This is a genomic window from Candidatus Poriferisodalis sp. (assembly GCF_965221945.1).
Taxonomy (GTDB): Bacteria; Actinomycetota; Acidimicrobiia; order Acidimicrobiales; family Poriferisodalaceae; genus Poriferisodalis.
On record NZ_OZ244925.1, the window covers coordinates 403,815 to 423,761 of the forward strand.

The 19,947-nt window shown below is 67.0% G+C and carries 20 protein-coding genes; 12 read left to right on the forward strand and 8 right to left on the reverse strand.

From position 1 onward, the window contains the following. Positions 1-32 precede the first annotated feature (32 nt). Both ACOQPH_RS01910 and ACOQPH_RS01915 read left to right on the forward strand, forming a co-directional pair. Entirely contained in the window at positions 33-1,118 is a 1,086-nt protein-coding gene (locus ACOQPH_RS01910) for an ATP-binding cassette domain-containing protein (RefSeq protein ID WP_420623071.1), read from the forward strand. Continuing rightward, entirely contained in the window at positions 1,115-1,936 is an 822-nt protein-coding gene (locus ACOQPH_RS01915; RefSeq protein ID WP_420623072.1) for an ABC transporter permease, read from the forward strand. The genes ACOQPH_RS01910 and ACOQPH_RS01915 overlap by 4 nt, the downstream gene beginning before the upstream one ends. A 40-nt stretch (positions 1,937-1,976) precedes the next feature. Here ACOQPH_RS01915 and ACOQPH_RS01920 read toward each other — a convergent pair whose 3' ends face one another. Together ACOQPH_RS01920 and ACOQPH_RS01925 are read right to left on the reverse strand one after the other, a co-directional pair. Then, a complete protein-coding gene (locus tag ACOQPH_RS01920; protein WP_420623073.1) occupies positions 1,977-2,618 on the reverse strand; it encodes an MBL fold metallo-hydrolase in 642 nt (213 codons plus the stop codon). Between the two features lie 71 nt (positions 2,619-2,689). Beyond that, positions 2,690-4,450, reverse strand: coding sequence for a molybdopterin-dependent oxidoreductase (locus ACOQPH_RS01925; protein WP_420623074.1), 1,761 nt, complete (start codon positions 4,448-4,450; stop codon positions 2,690-2,692). Positions 4,451-4,720: 270 nt separating this feature from the next. On the opposite strand from ACOQPH_RS01925, the gene ACOQPH_RS01930 reads away from it, so the two are divergent. The 5 genes from ACOQPH_RS01930 (at position 4,721) to ACOQPH_RS01950 (ending at position 7,824) form a co-directional block, all read left to right on the forward strand. After that, on the forward strand, positions 4,721-5,833 hold the full coding sequence (locus ACOQPH_RS01930) for an acyl-CoA dehydrogenase family protein (RefSeq protein WP_420623075.1): 1,113 nt from the start codon (positions 4,721-4,723) through the stop codon (positions 5,831-5,833). 67 nt (positions 5,834-5,900) lie between these two features. Then, the gene (locus ACOQPH_RS01935; protein ID WP_420623076.1) at positions 5,901-6,356 is read left to right on the forward strand and encodes a hypothetical protein; all 456 of its coding nucleotides are present in this window, start codon (positions 5,901-5,903) and stop codon (positions 6,354-6,356) included. A gap of 84 nt (positions 6,357-6,440) precedes the next feature. Next, the gene (locus tag ACOQPH_RS01940; protein WP_419552281.1) at positions 6,441-6,662 is read left to right on the forward strand and encodes a hypothetical protein; all 222 of its coding nucleotides are present in this window, start codon (positions 6,441-6,443) and stop codon (positions 6,660-6,662) included. 62 nt (positions 6,663-6,724) lie between these two features. After that, positions 6,725-7,489 (forward strand): alpha/beta hydrolase family protein, encoded by a 765-nt coding sequence (locus tag ACOQPH_RS01945; protein ID WP_420623077.1) that lies wholly within the window; start codon positions 6,725-6,727, stop codon positions 7,487-7,489. A gap of 41 nt (positions 7,490-7,530) precedes the next feature. Further along, positions 7,531-7,824 (forward strand): hypothetical protein, encoded by a 294-nt coding sequence (locus ACOQPH_RS01950; protein WP_420623078.1) that lies wholly within the window; start codon positions 7,531-7,533, stop codon positions 7,822-7,824. A gap of 51 nt (positions 7,825-7,875) precedes the next feature. Here ACOQPH_RS01950 and ACOQPH_RS01955 read toward each other — a convergent pair whose 3' ends face one another. Then, positions 7,876-8,337, reverse strand: coding sequence for a MaoC family dehydratase (locus tag ACOQPH_RS01955; protein WP_420623079.1), 462 nt, complete (start codon positions 8,335-8,337; stop codon positions 7,876-7,878). A gap of 57 nt (positions 8,338-8,394) precedes the next feature. Then, complete coding sequence (gene aceE, locus ACOQPH_RS01960) at positions 8,395-11,097, reverse strand: pyruvate dehydrogenase (acetyl-transferring), homodimeric type (protein ID WP_420623080.1); 2,703 nt, start codon at positions 11,095-11,097, stop codon at positions 8,395-8,397. Between the two features lie 21 nt (positions 11,098-11,118). Here aceE and ACOQPH_RS01965 point away from each other — a divergent pair, with 21 nt between their 5' ends. Next, positions 11,119-12,183 (forward strand): RNase H family protein, encoded by a 1,065-nt coding sequence (locus ACOQPH_RS01965; protein WP_420623081.1) that lies wholly within the window; start codon positions 11,119-11,121, stop codon positions 12,181-12,183. Positions 12,184-12,210: 27 nt separating this feature from the next. Here ACOQPH_RS01965 and ACOQPH_RS01970 read toward each other — a convergent pair whose 3' ends face one another. From ACOQPH_RS01970 to ACOQPH_RS01980, 3 genes are all read right to left on the reverse strand, one after another. Next, complete coding sequence (locus ACOQPH_RS01970) at positions 12,211-12,690, reverse strand: SRPBCC family protein (protein ID WP_420623082.1); 480 nt, start codon at positions 12,688-12,690, stop codon at positions 12,211-12,213. Positions 12,691-12,704: 14 nt separating this feature from the next. Then, positions 12,705-12,938 (reverse strand): TlpA family protein disulfide reductase, encoded by a 234-nt coding sequence (locus tag ACOQPH_RS01975; RefSeq protein ID WP_420623083.1) that lies wholly within the window; start codon positions 12,936-12,938, stop codon positions 12,705-12,707. Between the two features lie 135 nt (positions 12,939-13,073). Further along, complete coding sequence (locus ACOQPH_RS01980) at positions 13,074-13,409, reverse strand: hypothetical protein (protein ID WP_420623084.1); 336 nt, start codon at positions 13,407-13,409, stop codon at positions 13,074-13,076. Positions 13,410-13,637: 228 nt separating this feature from the next. Here ACOQPH_RS01980 and lpdA point away from each other — a divergent pair, with 228 nt between their 5' ends. Genes lpdA through ACOQPH_RS02000 form a run of 4 tightly spaced genes read left to right on the forward strand, consistent with a single transcriptional unit; the run spans position 13,638 to position 19,049 of the window. Beyond that, positions 13,638-15,098 (forward strand): dihydrolipoyl dehydrogenase, encoded by a 1,461-nt coding sequence (gene lpdA / locus ACOQPH_RS01985; RefSeq protein WP_420623085.1) that lies wholly within the window; start codon positions 13,638-13,640, stop codon positions 15,096-15,098. A 6-nt stretch (positions 15,099-15,104) separates the two neighbouring features. After that, positions 15,105-16,532: a dihydrolipoamide acetyltransferase family protein gene (locus ACOQPH_RS01990; RefSeq protein ID WP_420623086.1), complete on the forward strand. Its 1,428-nt coding sequence runs from the start codon at positions 15,105-15,107 to the stop codon at positions 16,530-16,532. A gap of 4 nt (positions 16,533-16,536) precedes the next feature. Beyond that, positions 16,537-18,198, forward strand: a complete 1,662-nt coding sequence (gene lipA, locus ACOQPH_RS01995) for a lipoyl synthase (RefSeq protein ID WP_420623087.1) — start codon at positions 16,537-16,539, stop codon at positions 18,196-18,198. A gap of 35 nt (positions 18,199-18,233) precedes the next feature. Next, on the forward strand, positions 18,234-19,049 hold the full coding sequence (locus ACOQPH_RS02000; RefSeq protein WP_420623088.1) for a hypothetical protein: 816 nt from the start codon (positions 18,234-18,236) through the stop codon (positions 19,047-19,049). 6 nt (positions 19,050-19,055) lie between these two features. Here ACOQPH_RS02000 and ACOQPH_RS02005 read toward each other — a convergent pair whose 3' ends face one another. Further along, positions 19,056-19,880, reverse strand: a complete 825-nt coding sequence (locus ACOQPH_RS02005; RefSeq protein ID WP_420623089.1) for an enoyl-CoA hydratase/isomerase family protein — start codon at positions 19,878-19,880, stop codon at positions 19,056-19,058. Positions 19,881-19,947 lie beyond the last annotated feature (67 nt).

Genomic DNA, 19,947 nt, shown 5'->3' on the forward strand with positions numbered 1-19,947 from the left:
TGCTCGGCATGCGGCTCGGTAGCCTGCCGCCCGTGTCTGAGGCGACGTCTGACGGGTCAGTAACGGCCGTTGAGGCCCATGGACTCGTCCGCGACTTCGGTTCGGTGAGGGCGGTCGACGGCGTAGATCTGCTGGTCCGCCAAGGCGAGATCTTCGGCTTTCTGGGTCCGAACGGCGCTGGCAAGAGCACGACCGTGCGCATGCTGTGCACGCTGCTGCGCCCGACGGCGGGCACCGCCAAGGTTGCCGGCTACGACGTGGCGAAGAATCCCGGTGAGGTCCGCATCCGCATCGGCGTCGCCATGCAAGACGCAGCGCTCGACGAGAAGCAGACGGGCCGCGAGATCCTTGACCTGCAGGCTCGGCTCTATGGGCTGCGCCCCGCCGACCGCGCTGCATCCATTGAGCGAGCTATCGACCTCGCCGACATTGGCGACGCCATCGATGCCCGTATCTCCACCTACAGCGGCGGAATGAAGCGGCGGCTGGACCTAGCGGCGTCGCTGATCCACGCACCGGAGGTGATCTTCTTGGACGAGCCCACAACGGGCCTCGACCCTGTGAGCCGAACCCAGGTGTGGGACGAGGTGCGCCGCCTCAATGACGAGCTGGGCGTGACGGTCTTCCTGACGACGCAATACCTGGAAGAAGCCGATGTGCTGGCTGATCGGGTGGCGATCTTGGCCGACGGTCGCATCGTGCAACAGGGCACCCCCACCGAGCTGAAGCGCGCCGTGGGCTCCGACGTGATCGTGGTGGATCTCGAGCCCGAAGATATTGCTCGCGCGGCGGAGGCAGCGAAAGCCGTGCCTCAGGCTGACGAAGTGACTGTGAGTCGCCACGGCATCACCATTGCGACTTCGGATGGCGCGGGGCTCGTCGGTGCCGTCGCTGTGGCGCTGGCCGGTGCCGACGTGCATCCAACAGCGCTCACCGTGCGGACGCCCTCGCTCGACGACGTGTTCCTGCAGGCGACCGGCTACCGCATGGCCGCAGCCGAAGAGGCTGCTGCAGAGAGCACATCCGCAGCCGAAGAGGCTGCTGCAGACCAGGCCGACTCGGTCGTCCCAGGCACACACCCCGACGGCGCGCACGCCGCAGCGGGAGACGAGTCATGACCGAAGCCGCTGTCGCCCCGGGGGGAGGCCTGACCCACGGCGTCGGCTTCCTGACCGACATAGCGACGATCTCCAGGCGGGCTGTCCGAAGCGTGGTGCGCGAACCCGAGTACCTGATCCCAGCGCTGATCATCCCCGTCTTCTTCTTTGTCGTGAATACCGGCGCTCTGGAGTCGTTCGTGGAGGGTCAGGCGCCTTCGGGGAGCAATGTCGGCCTCGACTACCGGGCTTTCCAGCTTCCCGTCGCGATCATCTTTGCCGTCACGGGCATTTCTCGGGCCAGCGTGCTCGTGATCGACATTCAGTCCGGCTATCTCGACCGGATGCTCGTGACGCCGATTCGCCGGTCCACGCTGCTGTTCGGGCTGATGGTGGCTGACATCGTGATGGCGCTCGGACTGGCCCTGTTCGTGGTCGCGATGGGCCTTGGCTTCGGGGTGTGGTTCGAGACCGGCTTCTTGGGGTTCTTGGTCTTCTTGCTGCTCGCAATTGCCTGGAGCATTGCGTACAGCGGCATCCCCTACACGGTTGCGCTGCGCACCGGGAATCCGGCGGCGGTGAACTCGTCGTTCTTGATCTTCTTCCCGTTCGCGTTCCTGACGCCGTCATTCCTGCCTCGAGAGCTGATGTCAGGCTGGCTCCGCACGGTGGCGGCGTGGAACCCGGTCACCTATCTCATGGAGGCGATGCGGGCGATCCTGTTCGAAGGCTGGGACGGGCTCATGATCCTCAAGGGAGCCGCCGCCATCGTTGGACTCGCCATCGTGACGTTCTACATAGCGTTCAGGTCGCTCGGTCGCCGGGTGGCGACGGGTTAGACCCAGCCGTCGCGCGTAGCGACGTGTGAGACCCAGCGGCTTACCAGCCTCGGTCGATCCACTCCTGCAGATGCGGTGACTCGTTGCCGATCGTGGTGTCGAGGCCGTGACCGGGCAGCACCATCGTGTCGCCCCCGAACGCCGAGAACATCCGGTCCTCGATGCTGCGGATGATCTGATCGAAGTCGCCGCCGAATCCCGTTGCGCCGGGTCCGCCCGGGAAGAGCGTGTCGCCGGTGAACAGCAGCGGCGTGCCCACGATGTGGAAGCTCATGGAGCCAGCGGTGTGACCGGGGTTGTGGATGGTGCGGATCCGCAGGCGACCCACCTCAATGACCGAGTCGTCTTCGAGAATGAAGTCGTAACTCGGCAGCATCGACGAGTCCTCTGCGGTGATGCCCACCTCGATGCCCGCGTCGCGAATGGCCGGGACCGCCTGTATGTGGTCCCAATGACCGTGCGTCTCGACAACCTTGGTCACGCCGAGCGCCTGGCACACCTCGAGCAGACGCTCGTGCTCGTTCGCGGCGTCGATGAGCATCGCCTCGCCGGTTTCGGTACAGCGGATGGTGAAGACGTTGTTGTCGAAGTCGTCGGGGAAGCCACTGGGCAAGTCACCTTCGATGGGGCGCACGACGTGCTTGTGGACTTCGATGCCGGTGCCGGACCAGTGCAATGCCATGACCGCATCCTAGGAGCGCGGCAGGCGTGCGTCCCTCGCCCGCCAGCGATGGGGCATCGTCAGGGCGTTGCTCAGGCTGCGTCCACACGCGCGGCGACCCGGTGCCAGCCTTCGGCACCATCGGGCCGGACGTCCTTCGGACCCTCGGGCTGCGTCATGCCGGTGCCGTCGATGGCCCGCACCTGCAGCGAGTGCGTGCCTGCGGTGGGCGTCCAGGCCAGGTGCCACTGCACCCAGCTCTCGTCACCCAGCGCCTCGCCCAGCTCGCATTGCTGCCACGGGCCGTCGTCGATGCGCACCTCGACAGCGCTGATGCCTCGAGTCGGCGCCCAGGCGATGCCTGCAATGGCGGTTGGGGTTCCGGCGACGGGCCGGTCGCCGTTGCCGGGCACGTCGATGCGGCTCTGCGTCTTCATGGGCCCCCGCTTGGACCATCCCCGCGGCACCCAGTAGCCGTCGAAGCCATCCCAGGTGGTGAGGTGAATCTCCTCGATCCACTTCACCGCTGACACGTAGCCGTAGAGCCCCGCCACCACCAGGCGGGCGGGGAAGCCGTGGGAGGTGGGCAATGGCTCGCCGTTCATGCCGACGGCCAGCACTGCGTTGCGGCCGTCGCGCAGGATCCCTGTCGGGAATCCAGCGGTCCAGTCGTCCACCGAGCGACCGACGACCTGGTCGGCACCGTCTTGCACCCCTGCCCGGTCAAGCAGGTCCACCAGCGGCACACCGGTCCAGATGGCGTTGCCGACGAGACGGCCGCCGACACGATTCGACACGCACGACAGCGTGATGACGTGTTCTTGCAGGTCCATCGCCAAGATCTCGTCAAAGGTCAGCTCGTAGGGGTTATCGACCATTCCGGTGAAACGGAGCTTCCAGTTGGCCGGGTCGACCTGCGGCACCGTCAGCGCCGTGTCGATCCGGTAGAAGTCGTCGTTGGGCGTCAGGTAGCGGGAGATGCCGGCGACCTCGTCGAGCGTGTCCAGCGCGGCCACCTCGGCGGCTGCCGCTCGGCGGGCCGCAGTCGTAGCGGTTGTCTCTGCTGCGGTTGCGGCGCCTGCGGCGGCAGCGGTGGTGGGGGGCGCGGACGGATTCAGGTTGATGTTGGCCCGGGCGGTCTCTGCCGCTGAGGGGCCGCGTACGCCCCGTCCCAGCGCCACAAGGCCCACAGCCGCCACGCCGGCGCCGCCGACGCCGAGCAGGAACGCCCGTCGGCTGGCATCGGGAGCCGGATCCGGAGCTTCCCCAGCGGCAGATTCGAGGGGCGGTTGATCGTCGCTGTGTGGGGGACTGTGGGCTGGGGCAAGTCGCAAGAGCATTCTCAGCGTGAGGTAGCCGAGCGCTGCTGCGATCACGGCAACGATCCACGAGCCGACGAACGGGCTCATCGGGTTGCGGGCTGCAGTCCATCCGCCGATGACGGCGAACGCAGCGAAGCCTGCGAACGGCACCCAGCGTCGGCGCGACGCCATCGCGCAGGCACCCAGCAGGCCGCCGATGAACAGCGAGACTCCGACGATGCCGATCGCCAGCACCGCCTTGTCCTTCTCGCCGAACAACTCGATGCTCAGCTTCACGGCCCAGTCAGGCGAGTAGTCCACTAACGCCTCGCCGACGGCGACCACCAGCGACGGGATCGTGTCGACCAGCCCGTCGATCAGCTCCCCGAACGCCAGCGCCACGGCAGCACCCGCAATGCCGGCCAGCAAGCCGGCACCAGCACCGGGCCGCCCGACAAGCCGGCGTACCGCGCCGCCATTCGACGCGGCCGATGCGGCCGTGCCCGTTTCAGGCGTGTCCGCGTCTGGGGTCTGGCTGGACCCGTCACTCATTGCTGTACCGCCTTGCTGGCCGCATTGCCCGAACTGTGAGGAATCCGGCTCCGTTGTTGAGTCATGTTCGCTTTCGGATCAGCCTTGCGATCCGCCTCGCTCGTATGCGGGAAGCTCGTCACGAAAGCTAACGCCCGGCTCGCACCGCAGGTTCCACGCCGCCTGCGTGAGTCTCACTGAGCCGTTCCTGTGTCTGGGTGATAGAACTTCGCCTGACTATTGCACCGGTGATTAAATTGCACTGGCTGCACCCGGCCCGGAGGCGCGTCCGTGAACTTCGCATTCACCGAGGAGCAGGAAGAGCTCCGCAACTTTGTCCGCTCGTTCCTTGAGGAGAAGTCCCCGGAGACCGCCGTACGCGAGCTGATGGAGACCGACGACGGCTATGACACTGCCGTCTGGTCGCAGATGGCCGAACAGCTCGGCTTGCAGGCGCTGATCATCCCCGAGGAATACGGCGGGCAGGGTGCCAGCTACGTGGAGCTGGGCATCGTGCTGGAAGAGATGGGCCGCAGCCTGCTGTGCTCGCCCTATTTCTCCACGGTGGTGCTGGCCGGCAACGCCATCCTGCACTCCGGCAACGAGAAGGCCAAAGAAGAGCTGCTCGCGGGAATTGCCTCCGGCGAGATCATCGCCACGCTGGCCCTGGCAGAGGCCAGTGGTCGCTGGGATGCCGAGGGCATCGAGGTAGAGGCCACCGACACGGGCGACTCGGCGACCATCACTGGCGAGAAGATGTTTGTGACCGACGGCGGCACAGCGAACTTGTTCATCGTGGCGGCCCGTTGCAACGGCGGCATTCACCTGTTCACCGTCGCGGGCAATGCGGCTGGCCTCAGCCGGGAGAATCTCGCCACGATGGACCAGACCCGCAAGCAGGCCCGGATCTCATTCAACAACACGCCTGGGAAGCACCTGTGCGACACCGACAACTTCGCCTACATCGACAGAGTGCTCGACCTCGCTGCTGTGGCCCTCGCGAACGAGCAGGTGGGCGGTGCGCAATTCGTGCTCGACATGGCGGTGCAGTACGCGAAGGACCGCGTGCAGTTCGGTCGTCCGATCGGTTCGTTCCAGGCCATCAAGCACAAGTGCGCCGACATGCTGCTCGAGGTCGAGTCGGCCAAGTCGGCTGCGTACTACGCCGCGTGGTGCGCCGCAGAGATGAACGACGAGCTGCCATCGGTGGCATCGCTGGCCAAGGCGTACTGCTCGGAGGCCTACTTCCACTGCGCCGCGGAGAACATCCAGATCCACGGCGGCATCGGCTTCACCTGGGAGCACCCTGCGCACCTCTACTTCAAGCGTGCGAAGAGCTCCGAGCTGATCTTCGGCGATCCCGCGTACCATCGGGAGCAGCTGGCGCAGCGCATCGGTCTGTAGACCCGACAACACAGAACGCAACGCGGCCGGTGCGCCGCATGACACGTTTGAGGCCGAGGAGGCATCGGTGATCGTCACGGTCATCGTCATCTCATTGGTGATCGGCTTCGTCGTCGCCGCGGGCGTGGTCGGCACGCAGGCGCAGCGGCTTGGCCGCCAGCGCCGCGAACCGGTGTGGCGTCTCGCCGAGGCAGCGGAGTTCGTCTCCGATCTGCTGCCGTTCGACATCGCTGCCTCACTGGACGCTGACGAGCTTGAAGCGCTGCTTCGGCAGCATCTCAATCAGCTGCAGTTCGGTTCCGCTGAGTCGGCTGGCGTCGCGGCAGGCGACACCGACGGGACTGCCAGTGACGCGAGCACGACGATCACCGAGGATCGTTCGTCTGCGGCCGACCTGTACCGCTCCGTCCGTCGCGATGGCCTCGAAGTGACGCTCGAACAGGTCTACGCCGTCGTGGACGCGCACCTGGAATACCTGCGCCGGATCGGCGCCCTCGCCGCCGTCTCCCCCAACGGCAGGTGAGCCTTGGGCCGAATCTCTCCCGTTCGGGCCATGTTGGCCACGGCTCGCGTGAGGGGAGCGTCCGCTGGACGGCAGAATGTGAACATGGACATCCCGAGGGAGCTCGCCGGCTGTCGATTCGTCGGCGACAAGCGCAACCAGATCGTCTACGACATGGAAGTGGCGTCCGACGATCCCGCCGTTGACGAACAGCTGGCTGCGGCCGTCGCCGACATCGTGACGGCGCAGTCCTACGCCACTTTCGGACCCGACGAGCTGCCTGAAGCGCGCAACCGCGGCTATCGCCTTTCGCGGCTCTGTGGCTAGTAGTGGCCGATGCTCCCCCCTACAGCGCTGCCGTCGCGCCGCCCCGGTCGAAACGCAGCGCGGTGAGCACCACCGTCACCGAGATCACCATCGAGGGCAGCCCGCATCTTGCGGCGTTGATGGTTCGGCCGACACGCTCGACGGGAAGCGGACCGGCGGTGGTGCTGTGTCATGGATTCCCCTCCAAGCAGCGACCTGGTATTCCGAATCGCACGTACCGGCTCTTCGCGGAGCGCATTGCCGAAGCGCAGGGCTGGACGGTGCTCGCGGTCAGCATGCGGGGCTGCGGCGAGTCCGACGGTGACTTTTCCCTGCTCGGATGGATCGACGATGTCGGGCGCTCGATCGAGCACGTCTTGGAAGACGGCTGCCGCGGTGTGTGGCTCGTGGGCTCCACGACCGGGGGCTCGGTGGCCATCCTTGCTGCTGCACGCGACCCCCGGGTGCGCGGCGTGGCAGCCATGGCGCCGAGGGCCGACTTCGACGACTGGGCAGGCGACCCCAAGGCTTTCCTGGCGCACTGCCGCAATGTCGGTGTCATCAGGTCCGAGGACTTCCCGCGCTCGCCAAGCACGTGGAACCGTGAGTTGAAGCAGAACAGGGCGGTGGACGCAGTGCAGCGACTCACCGACCGGCCGCTGCTGATCCTGCACGGCATCAATGACCGGCAGGTGCCCTACGAAGATGCCCGCCACCTCGCCTCGCTACACCCCAGTGCTGAGCTGCGCCTCATCGCGGGGGCAGATCACCGCATCCGCCACGACCCCCGAGCCGTCGCCATCCTGCTGGGCTGGCTGGAACACCAGGCCGCTGCCCGGTACGCCTAAAGCTCTGCCGGGTCGGGCGGCGTGTGTCCTAGGGTGAGGTCATGGCAGCGGGCATGATGGCAGCGACACAGCTTGTCGTCGAGGCATGGGCGGTACTCGTCGCCGCCGCGGGCATCGTCGCCAGCGTGCTCGGCACCGGCTTGGGCATCACCTTCCACCTCAGCGGACGCATCGACCACCAGTCGGACCGCATCGACCACCAGTCCGACCGCATCGACCACCAGTCCGACCGCATCGACGGCGTGACCGCCGAGGTCGCCTTGGTGCGTGAGCGCGTAGCACGCCTGGAAGGCAGCTCCGGCACGCCCGATCCGGGTCCGTTGCAGCTCGCCTGAGCAAGCCCCTCTCGACGCTGCCCGCAGTGAGCGATCAGCACTTCGAGGGCTTCATGTGCGGCGGGCCATCATCATGTTCGCCACCGCGCGCACCACCGTGGTGCCGTCCTGGTTGACGAGTTCGTGGGTCATCTTGATGATGCCGCGGTCGGGCTTGGAGCGGCTCGGGCGAACCTCCAGAATCTCGACCACGAGGGTGAGAGGGTCGCCTGGATACACCGGTGCCAGCCAACGCAGCTCGTCGAGCCCAGGCGAACCCATGCTCGATGGCCCCAACAGGTATTCACCCAGCATCCTCATCATGATCGAGCCGGTATGCCATCCCGACGCGATGATCCGGCCATAGACGGTGTTTCGAGCTGCCTCAGGATCGATGTGGAAGGGCTGCGGGTCGAACTTACGGCCGAATTCGATGATCTCGGCCTCGTCGATGGTCGTCGTCCCGAACGTGAATCGTTCACCGGCCTCGTAGTCGTCGAACCATCGCTGCGGGCAGGGGATGTCGCTGGGCATCGTGACAGTCTGCACGCGCCGCCCTCGCAGCGTCGGGAATCGTCGGCGCCGGCTAGCTCAGTGCGTTGCCGAGGACCAGGGGTCGGCGCTGTCGGTGGCCAGGCCGTAGCGCTTGATGGCCTCGGCTGCCGCAGTCGCGTCGATCTCGCCGAGCTCGGCAAGGCGCCACAGCACCGCCACTGTGATGTGCTCGGCGGTCACCTCGAAGTGCTCCCGCAGCCGGCTGCGGGTGTCGCTGCGACCGAAGCCGTCGGTTCCCAGCGAGGTGTAGTCGCGGCCGATCCAGCGAGACACCTGGTCGGGTACGGCCCGCATGAAATCGGTCACGGCCACCACCGGCCCGGTGCCGTCGGCCAGCTGCCGGGTCACGAACGGCACCTGCTGGGGATCGTCGGGATGCAGCGTGTTCCACCGCTCGCACGACAGCGCTTCCTCACGCAACGCCTTGTATGAGGTGGCGCTCCACAGGTCCACGCCGACGTCGTGCTCGGCGGCCAGCAGGTTGGCCGCCGCTCGGGCAGCGCCTTGCGCCGAACCCGAGAACAGGATGGTGCCGGCGTGCGAGCGACCTTCCGGAGCCGGGGCAAAGCGATACAGCCCAGCCAGCAGGTCCGATGTCGAGAGGTCGTCCGGCTCAGGAGGCTGGATGTAGTTCTCGTTGTAGATCGTCAGGTAGTAGAAGATGTCCTCGCCCACGCCGTACATGCGCCGGATCCCGTCGCGCACAATCGTCGCCAGCTCGTAGGCGAACGCCGGATCGTAGGCCTGGCACGGCGGCACAACCGAGGCCAGCAGCGGCGAGTGGCCGTCTTGGTGCTGCAGGCCTTCGCCCATCAGCGTGGTGCGCCCGGCCGTGGCCCCCATGAGGAAACCGCGACCCCTCATGTCGGCCAGCGCCCAGATCATGTCGCCCACACGCTGGAAGCCGAACATCGAATAGAAGGTGTAGAAGGGCACCATCGCCACGCCGCGGACGGCATAGGAGGTGGCGGCGGCGGTGAAGCTGGCCAGCGCCCCGGCCTCGGTGATGCCCTCTTCGAGGATCTGGCCGTCGATGTGCTCGGTGTAGGACAGCAGCAGGTCGTGGTCGACGGGCTCGTACAGCTGGCCTTGGCTGGCGTAGATGCCGAGTTCGCGGAACAGCGAGTCCATGCCGAACGTGCGGGCCTCGTCGGGAATGATCGGCACCACACGGTCGCCGAAGCCCGGCTCTCGCGTCATCGCCCGCAGCATCCGGGTGAAGGCCATGGTGGTGGACACCGCAAACTTGCCCGAGCCGGCCGAGAACTCCTCGAACGGCTTCGAGCTCGGCATCGGCAGTGCCTTGCGGCACCAGTTGCCCATGCGTTTGGGTAACGGGCCGCCCAGAGCCTTCCGGCGGGCCACCAAGTACTCGTGCTCGGCGCTGCCGGGCTGGGGGCGGCAATAGGGCGGATCGTCAGGGTCGAACTCGGCGTCGATCTCGTTGTGGAGCCGCAAGCGCTCCCGGATGGTCATGAGCTGGGTCCGGTTCAGCTTCTTGATCTGGTGGGTGGCATTGCGTGCTTCGAGGTCAGGTCCCAGCGACCAGCCCTTCACGGTCTTGGTCAAGATGACGGTTGGGCTGCCCTCGTGCTCCACGGCTGCCTGGTAGGCCGCGTACAGCTTCTTGTAGTCGTGACCGCCTCGGGGCAGGGTCTGCAGGTCCTCGTCGGAGAGGTGCTGGACCATCTCTCGCAACCGGGGATCGGGCCCGAAGAACCGCTCGCGGATGTAGGCCCCGCTTTCCACCGAGTAGCGCTGGTACTCGCCGTCGATGGTCTCGTTCATCTTGTTGAGCAGTGCGCCGTCACGGTCCCGGGCCAGCAGATCGTCCCAGCGGCCTCCCCAGATCACCTTGATGACGTTCCACCCAGAGCCGCGGAAGTTGGCCTCGAGCTCCTGGATGATCTTCCCGTTGCCACGCACGGGCCCGTCGAGACGCTGCAGGTTGCAGTTCACGACGAAGATGAGGTTGTCGAGACGCTCCCGTGCGGCGAGGTGCAGCGCACCGAGGGTTTCGGGCTCGTCGGTCTCGCCGTCGCCCACGAAACACCACACCTTCGACTCGGCCGTGTTGTCGATGCGACGGTTGTGCAGGTAGCGGTTGAAGCGGGCGTGGTAGATCGCCATGATCGGCCCGAGGCCCATCGACACCGTCGGGTACTCCCAGAAGTCGGGCATGAGACGCGGATGGGGGTACGACGACAGTCCGGTGCGGCCGATCTCGCGCCGGAAGTGCTCGAGGTCGGTGTCGTCGAGGCGGCCCTCGAGATAGGCCCGTGCGTAGATGCCAGGTGCGGCATGGCCCTGGATGTAGATGTGGTCGCCGGGCTCGCCGTCGTCCTTGCCTTGCCAGAAGTGGTTGAAGCCCACGTCATAGAGCGCCGCGGAGCTGGCAAACGTGGACAGGTGGCCGCCGATGCCGTCCGCCCAGGAGTTGGCGTGGGTGACCATTGCGACTGCGTTCCAGCGGATGAAGGCTCGCAGGCGCTTCTCGATTCCGTCGTCGCCGGGGAACCACGGCTCGTCCTCTGGGGCGATGGTGTTGATATACGGCGTCGACACAGTCGCAGGGAAGTCGACCTGAAGTTCGCGGGCCTTGGACATCAGGCGACGGATCAGGAATCGCGCCCGGTTCTTGCCCCGTTCCTCGACGACAGCTTTGAACGACTGCAGCCAGTCGTCGGTCTCGTCGGGATCGATGTCGGGGATCTGCTCATGCAACCCGTCAAAGAGCATGGGTTCTAGTGTCGCACTTGGATGAGTCCCCAGCCGAACGCCCAAGCCCGTGAAGTCTTCACCGATGGGTCGTGCCTGGGCAATCCGGGACCGGGCGGCTGGGCGTACGTGATTGACGGCGGGCCGTGGGCGTGCGGTCACGAACCCAGGACAACGAACCAGCGGATGGAGGTCACCGCTGCGGCTCAGGCCGTCGAGGTGCTGGATGGGCCGCTGCGCATCATGAGCGACTCCACCTACGTGGTGAAGTGCTTCACCGACGAATGGTGGAAGGGCTGGCACCGGCGCAATTGGCTGAACTCAGCGCGCAAGCCGGTGGCCAACCGAGACCTGTGGGAGCCGTTCATCGATGCCGTGCTTGCGCGGGGCGACATCGAGTTTGCTTGGGTGAAGGGTCACGCCGGCCAGCGGTTGAATTCCGCCGCCGATGCCCTGGCCGTCCACGCTGCGAGCACTGGTGCCGGGCTCCGGGGCAAGCGATTCGACGATGACGTGCTCGATCAGCTCGCTGACGGGCGGTCGGGGTCGCACGGCTCCCCGAAGGGCACCGTCAGCACCGACGAGCCGACATCGGGGAACCGGGAAATCGCCGGTCACGTCGTGACCGTGCTGGGCCACCGGCCGCCGGAGCTCGGCGGGTACAACGAGAACCCGGTCTTACGCAAGGTGCTCCGGCAGCTGAGCGACGTACTCGCTGCCAAGCGCCAGATGTATCCCGATCTCGTGGTCGCGACGGGCCTCGGGCTTGGTGCCGAGACGCTGGGTGCCGAGGCTGCGCTGGCGGCTGGTGTGCCATATGCCGTGGTGCTTGCGTTCGAGGGCGTCGAACGACGGTGGCCGGGGCCGTCGCGTCAACGCTTCGCCGAGCTCCGCCAGCAAGCAGCTCAAGAATTCATGCTCGGTGCCAAGTCACCAGTCGACGGAGAGGCGTTCGGCAAGGCGATGCGGCGGCGGGACACGTGGTTCATGCACAACTGCGACGAAGCGATCCTCGTTCGCCGAGCCGGCGACCGCACGCTGGCGGACCTGCACCGGCGCCTGGAAGAAGCGCTCGGCGGGGACGTCTGGGTGATCGAGCCCGACTAGCAGCAGCGGGCCATCCGGGCCGGTTGCTCAGGCGGCGTTGTCAGTGTCTGTGTCGGGCGTTGCGGCGGGAGGCGTCTCGACGATGGCTGCCAGCCGCTCGAGCGTGGCTTCCATGGACGGCACGTTCTTCTTGTCACAACCCGTGAGTTCCATGACACGCGGCCAGCGTGCCGTTCCCCACACGAACGTTTCGCGCACCAGCGTGCCGCCGTCGTCGGTGGGCTCGAGCTCGTAGCGCCAGCGATGTCCGTTCCAGTGCGCCCACGCGATCAGCCGGTTCTCCTCGAATTCCAGGACCCGGTTCTTGGTGGGGTACGTGACGCCGAGACGCACTCGCATGCTGAAGGTGCTGCCGAGCGCCAGACGGGTGTGCGAGCTGGTCATCCGCACGAGACTCCCCGAGCCATCGATCTCGCAATGGCGGCTCGGGTCCGACAGCACGTCGAAGATCTGTTCCGCGGATGCGGCGATGAGCCGCTCAACGCTGACACTCTGTTCTTCAGCCATCGATACGCCCGGTCTCAGGCCGGTGACAGAGCGTCGGTGACGATTTCGCCGGGAATATGGCCCTGGCCGCGCTCAGTAGTGCCGTCGGCTCGTACAAGCATCCAGGTGGGTTGGCTCCGTACGCCGAACGCGTCCCACAGATCCCCGCTCTCGTCACCGAAGTGAGGCATCTGCTCGAGTCCATGAGAGCTCACGAATCCCTCGAAGGAAGCGATGGAGTCGTGCGCGGCGACGCCCACGATCACCAAGCCATCCCCGTGTTCTGCTTTCAGCTCTGCGACCGCAGGAGCTTCTCTCCGGCAGGCCGGTCACCACGGAGCCCAGAACCACAGCAGCACGTCGTTGCCTACCGCAGCAGCCAGCTCGAAGGGCTGCCCGTCAACCTAGCTCGTGTCGAGCAGGAGGATCTCGGGCCGGGTCTCGGCCGCTGAGGCGCTCTCGTCTGCCGATGATCCTTCAGTGGCGGAGGCATTTGCGCCACCGTCGGCTGCTACGGGTTCGACGCTTTCGGCGGCAGATGCGGGTTCGACGCTCTCGGCGGCAGATGCCGGTTCGACACTTTCAGCAGCGGCTGCGCTCGAAGGCTCGAATGTCTCAGCGGCATCCGTCGGCGACGCTGTCGAAGATGCGTCTTCATCGGTACCGCAACCCGCCAACACCATGAGGCTGATGGCGCACGCAGCCAAGCCGGCAGTCCCGCGGCGGGTAAATACGGTCACGGTGCGGATCCTACCCGTGGGCAAAAGGGGGTCCCGGTCGCGACCGTCGCTACATTCGTCCGCGTGAGCACCCGGGCGTTGCTTGTCACAGCGCTTGTCACGGGCGTCGTCATCCTGGTGGCGTTCGCGATCCGGGTGCTGATTTGGTTGTAGCGCTTCGGCGCCGGTCTGGACAGATGATCGCCCCGGTGCAAACGGCTGAGCCCCGAGGCGTACCCTCGTCGCGCGATGGCAGATGAAGCGAATTCCGGCGAATCGAGCGCCCCGGTTCGTTACGACCTCGTCGTGATCGGCGGCGGGCCCGCGGGCTACGGGGCGGCGCTGTATGCCGGCGCGGCGGGCATGAAGGTCGCGCTGGTGGAGCGGGACCGGCTGGGCGGCACGTGCTTGCACCGGGGCTGCATACCCGCCAAGGAGTTGCTTGAGACAGCAGCCGTGTGGCGCACGGTTGGCGAAGCGGCCGAGTTCGGCGTGAACACCGAGCCGCCCGAGCTGGACTTCAGCGTCTCGCAGGGCCGCAAGCAACGCATCGTGGACGGCCTCGAAACCGGGGTGAAGGGACTGCTGCGGCGCCGCAAAGTCGCGGTGCACGAAGGGACGGGCCGGCTGGCCTCCGACCGGTCCGTCGTGGTGCGCAACGGCGAGTCCGAGACCCAGACGCTGCATGGAGACCACGTCTTGCTGGCGGCAGGCTCGGTGCCGATCACGCTGCCGGGCTTCGATCGCGACGGGACGCTCGTGATGACTTCGGACGAAGTCTTGGCGCTGGACGAGGTGCCAGGTCGCGTCGCCGTGATCGGCGGCGGGGCCATCGGCTGCGAGTTCGCTTCGATGCTGGCCGACCTCGGCGCCGACGTGACCGTGCTCGAGTACGCGCCACAGATCATTCCCGGCGTCGATGGGGATATCTCCAAGGCCCTGACCCGGGCGTTTGCCAAGCGGGGCATCACCGTGCGGACGGGCTGCGGGGTCACTGGTCACACGCCGCTCGACGATGGCGGCACGACCGTGCGATACACGGCTGCGTCAGAGGGCGACGACGCCGACACGGCCGAGCTGGAAGTGGACGCGGTGGTGGTGTCGGTGGGACGGCGGCCGTACCCAGACCACCTCGGCCTCGATGACACCGAAGTCAAAGTCGATGAACGAGGATTCGTCGTCGTTGACGAGCTGTGCCGAACGACGATGGCCGGCGTCTACGCCGTGGGCGACCTCATCAACACGCCTCAGCTTGCCCATGTCGGCTTCGCAGAGGCGATCGTTGCGGTCAAGGACATCCTGGGCGAAGACCCGGCGCCGGTGGACTACCCCAATGTGCCGTGGGCGATCTACTGCCATCCCGAGGTGGCCTTCACCGGGCTGTCCGAAGCGGCGGCCCGTGAAGCCGGCTATGACGTGGTGTCGTCCAAGCACCGCTACAGCGGCAACTCCCGGGCGATGATCGTCAACGACACCGAGGGCCTCGTCAAGATCGTGGCCGAGCGTGATGCCGACGGCTCCGCAGGGCGCGTGCTCGGCGTTCACATGATGGGGCCGTGGGTCACCGAGCAGCTCGGTCAGGGCTACCTGGCGGTCAACTGGGAGGCCACGGTCTCCGAGGTGGCCGCATTGGTGCAGCCGCATCCAACGTTGTCCGAGCTGTTCGGCGAGACGATGATGGCGCTCACAGGTCGGGGGCTCCACGGATGAGCCGGCGTGCGGGCACTCGACGCCGTTCGAGGCAGCGATATGGCTGACCTGGTGCTGCCGCAGCTCGGCGAGACGGTCACCGAAGGGACCATCACCCGCTGGTTCAAAGGCGTCGGCGACTCGATCACGGTGGGCGAGTTGCTCTATGAGGTGTCCACCGACAAGGTGGACAGCGAGGTGCCCTCGCCCATGGAGGGGGTCATCAGCGAAATCCGTGTGCCCGAGGGCGAGACGGTGGACGTCGGGACGGTGCTGGCCATTGTCGAGGTAAGCGAGGGTGCCGTCGTGCCGCCGCCGGCTGCGCCCGTCGCCGACACCAGCGCAGCCGCGGCCCCAGCACCCGTTTCGCCGCCGGCGGAACCGGCCCCCGTAGCGCCATCTGGGGTCCCAGTGGCCGCAGCCGCCGCGGCCGCATCGATTGATGGCGCAGCCAGCGGGTCGGCGCGCAATGGAAGTGGTCGGCTGCTGTCTCCGGTGGTGCGGCGCCTCGTGCGAGAGCACAGCCTGGATCCCGCTGCACTGGTCGGCACAGGTGTAGGCGGTCGCATCACCCGGTCCGATGTGCTCAACGCCATCGACGAGCAGAAACGCTCGGCGGCTGCAACCACCCAGACCGCGCCAGCAAGAGCAACATCGCCAGCAGGCGAACGCGCCGCCACTCCGAGCCCGCCTTCGGTGCCGGCACCGGTGGCAGCCGCTGCAGCGGCTGAGTGGACCGACGGCGACTCACGTTTCGAGGCGTTCAACAACATCCGGCGCCGGACCGGCGAGCACATGGTCAACTCGGTGGCCACCTCGCCCCACGCTCTCACCGTCGTCGAGGTCGACTACGAGAACGTCGAGCAGGTGCGCCGGGCGCACCGCGAAGCGTGGCGAGCATCAGAGGGATTCAGCCTCACCTACCTGCCCTTCATCGTCATTGCCGTGGCCGACGCATTGGCTCACTGGCCCCGGCTAAACGCCTCGGTGGAAGACGGCGGGCTGCGCATCCGGCGGCGTCGCAACATCGGCGTTGCCGTCGACCTCGATTACGACGGCCTCATCGTTCCGGTGCTGCGGGACGCCGACTCGCTGAGTTTGCGAGGGGTCGCCCGCACCATGAACGAACTCGCGACGAGGGCCCGCGCCCGACGCCTGACGCCCGACGACATCACCGGCGGCACCTTCACCATCTCCAACAACGGCTCGTTCGGCACCTACACGACGGCGGCCATCATCAACCAGCCCCAGGTTGCGGTGCTCTCGACCGACGGCGTTGCCCGCCGCCCGGTCGTGGTCGCAGATCGATTTGGCAATGAGAGCATCGTGGTGCACTCGGTAGGCCACTTGGCGATGGGCTGGGATCACCGTGCGTTCGACGGCAGCTATGCAGCTGGATTCTTGGGGCACATCCGTCAGATGCTGGAACAGCACGACTGGGGAGCGGAGCTCTAGTCCGATGCTTCAGGTGCGGTGGCTGGGGCGGGTTCGCTTCCGCGAGGCGCTGGATTTGCAGCGACGCCTGTGGACGCACAGCGTGGATGACTACCTGCTGCTGCTCGAACACGATCACGTCTTCACGGCGGGCCCGAGTGCCGACGAGGCGAATTTGCTGGTCGATCCGGCTGAGGTCGGCGCCGACTGCGTGCGCATCGACCGTGGCGGCGACTTCACCTACCACGGTCCCGGCCAGCTCGTCGGCTATCCGATCCTGTCCTTGCCAGGGCACCGGGGCGGCGGACTGGCGGAGACGGCCGCGTACGTGTGCGACTTGGAGCAAGTGCTCATCGACGCACTGGCTGACCTCGGTCTCGCCGGTTGCGGCCGACTACGTGGCTATCCGGGCGTGTGGCTCGACCTCGACGGCACGCCTCGCAAGCTCGCCGCGATCGGCGTTCGACTCAGCCGCGGCCGCACCATGCACGGCTTCGGGCTGAACGTCGACACCGACTTGTCGTGGTTCGAGCGGATCATCCCGTGCGGCATCCGTGATTTCCGACCGACATCGCTGCGGGCCGAGGGTTGCACGGCGACGATGCGCGACGTGGCAGATGCGGTAGTCCGGCGTGCAGCCGAACGGTGGTCGCCCACAGGCTTCGAGCGTGCAGATGTGGCGTGGCGGCACCGCCCGTCCGATCTCAGCGCCTTCAGCCGTGGTCTCGGTCCCGGTCAGGTCGAGATCCCTCCGCCGCGTAGCCGAGCCAGGTTGACAGAAGCCGGGGTGAACGGCGGTCTCGGTCTCGCCGAGCGGAAGCCGCCCTGGCTGCGTGCCCGCATGGACCCCAATGAGGGCTACCTGCGGCTGCGCCGGGTGATGCGCCGGCACGACTTGGTGACGGTGTGCGAGGAGGCGGGCTGCCCGAACATCTTCGAGTGCTGGGGTGCGGGCACAGCCACTTTCATGCTCAACGGCGAGCGGTGCACGCGGGCGTGCGGTTTCTGCTTGGTCGACACCAGCCAGCCGGCGCCGCTCGATCCCGATGAGCCTCGCCGGGTGGCCGACGCGGTCGCCGAGATGGAACTCGACCATGCGGTCGTCACCGCGGTTGCCCGGGATGATCTACCCGACGGTGGGGCGGCTGCGTTCGCCGAGACCATCGCGGCGATCAAGGCGCAATCGCCAAGCACGACAATCGAGGTGCTGGTGCCCGATTTCGGCGGCGATGCCGCGGCCCTCCAGACAGTCCTCGACGCGGGCCCCGACATCCTGAACCACAACATCGAGACCGTGGCTCGGCTGCAGCGAGCCGTTCGTCCATCGACGGGCTATGCGCGCAGCCTGGCGCTGCTGGCCCGCAGCGCATCGGCCGGGCTCGTCACGAAATCGGGCATCATCGTCGGCATGGGCGAGGACGATGCCGAAGTCGACGTCACCTTGGCCGATCTCGCGGCAGTCGGCGTCAGCATCGTGACGATCGGCCAGTACTTGCGGCCGACCAGCCACCACATCCCTGTCGCCCGCTGGGTGCCGCCGGAGTCCTTCGGGCGCTGGAGGGAAATCGGCTCGGCGCTCGGCTTCGCCCATGTCGAGTCCAGCCCGCTGACTCGCTCCAGCTACCACGCCGCTGAATCTGCCGCAGCCGTGGCGCTCGGACCAAGCCGCCAGCAAGTGCCGGCGTAGCGGGCCAGACCCAGGCAACGAGAGGCAGCGCGGCGATGGCTGAAGGCGCACCCGTGGATGTGGCGACCGTGCTGTGCCAATGGGCAACCGGGGGATTGGCCTACCTGTGGGTGACAACCCGGCGACGCGAAGTCGGGCTCGGATACGGCTGGCTGCTGCGCTCGCTGTACGGGGCGATCGCGGTCATTGCAGCTGTCACCGGCTTCGTGTTCCAGCCGAATGCGGTGCGCGACCTTGCCTGCATTGCCATGGCGCTCTGCGCGGCAGCTTCGCTTGTGCGCTCCGCACTTCCCACCGACGGACGCCACCGAGCCACCCACGACACCGACGGGGCGACTCGCACCATCGAGGGCTTCGATCCGCGCTGGGACATCGCAGCGCCGCTTGCCGGCTTGGTGGGTGTGACCGCAGCAGGGCTCGGTGCGACCGGGGATATCGCGCCTGCGCTCCACCTCGCGCGTGTCGTGGTCGGCGCCGCGTTCCTGGGCGCCGTCAGCGATTCGATGCTGCTGGGTCATTGGTACCTCGTGCAGCCGGGGCTGCGCCGGGAGCCGCTGCGGGAACTGGTACGGCATCTGGGCGGGATCTGGCCCGTCGAGGTGGGGTTGCTGTTGCTGCCCACGGGCATGATCGCTGTGCTCACCGGCAGCATCGACGACGGCTATGGCGGACTGCTGGGCTGGTTCTGGGCCGCATGTGCCATCACCACGGTGGCGCTCGCGGCCGTTGCCATGGCGGCGCTGCGAGAGCGCCAGTACGAAGCCGTCATGGCTGCCACCGGGCTGCTCTACTTGGCCATCCTCACCGGTTTTGGCACCGACCTCGTCGCCCGCCTCACCCTGACCGGTTAACGCCCCTCAGGCGCCGGTCCATTCGGGCGGGCGCTTCTCCGCGAAGGCACGTCCGCCCTCTTTGGCATCGTCGCTGTCGCCGACGATTCTACGAATCGACTCGCCCATGCGCAGGGCCTCGGTCCAGCCCATCCGCTGACTTCGCCACGCCACTTCCTTGACGGCCCGTACTGCCAGCGGCGCTCCCTGGCACAGACGCGCCGCCAGCGAACGTGCTTCGTGCATGAGCGTGTCGTGCGGCACGACATTCCATGCCAGGCCCATCTCGCGGGCGCGTTCGGCGTCGATGTTGTCGCCCGTCAGCAGGATCTCCATGGCGTTCGCCCAGCCGATCTTGTGCGGCATCCGCATCGATCCCACGATGGTCGGCACGCCGATCTTCACCTCGGGCATGCCGAATATGGCGCGGTCGGACGCGATCAGGAAGTCCGCTACCAGTGCCCCTGTCAGCCCGTAGCCGATGCATGCCCCGTTGATGGCCGCAATGACGGGCTTGAACAGTTCAAGTCCGCTCTCGAGGCTGTTGACGGTCGGGATCTCGAAGTACGACCCCGCCCACGATCCTGCCGAGCCCCGGGTCGGGTCGCGCAGGTCGGCGCCGGCGCAGAATGCCCGCCCGGTGCCGGTCATGATCGCCACCCAGGCATCGGGGTCGTTGTAGAACTCCATCCACGCCGCGTTCAGGCACTGGCGCATGTCGCCGTTGATGGCGTTCATGGCCTCGGGCCGGTTGTAGGTGATGGTGGCGATGTGCCCGTCGAGCTCGTACGTGGCAGCCGCGTCGGGATCCGAGGTGTCAGGCACAGGGCCCTTGTAAGAAGGATCGGTCATGCGAGTCGTTCTAGCGCACCCGCTGTGCCGGGACGATTTCTGCGGCCTCCCCCATTGACCGGTCAGT